Raw genomic sequence first — 232 nt, 5'->3', positions numbered from 1 at the left:
CAAACAGCACGCTTTGCGGCCGGGCGTTGAAGTCGGTCACGGCATGGTCGAAACCGCGCACGGCCTGGCGGGCCTCGCGTGCAAAGCCATTGAGCTGCGGCAGCGTTTCGTACGTCAACACGTTGGCTGCGGATTGCATCGACTGCGTTGCGGCCGTCAGATCGGTGCCGGCACCGGAGAGCGTCGTCATCAACGGCCCCTTCGGATCGGACAGCGACTGCGTGAGCTTGCG

The 232-nt window shown here is 65.1% G+C and carries 1 pseudogene; it reads right to left on the bottom strand.

Annotated features, from left to right (window positions below):
• A pseudogene (locus tag ACKX14_RS16520) lies at nt 1-232 on the bottom strand (MlaD family protein); the annotation flags it as partial.

Origin of the sequence: Thermorhabdus hydrogeniformans, assembly GCF_049310025.1 — a bacterium.
GTDB lineage: Bacteria > Bacillota > Thermosediminibacteria > Thermosediminibacterales > Tepidanaerobacteraceae > JBJYKD01.
This window is presented reverse-complemented; position numbering and strand designations above follow the sequence as displayed.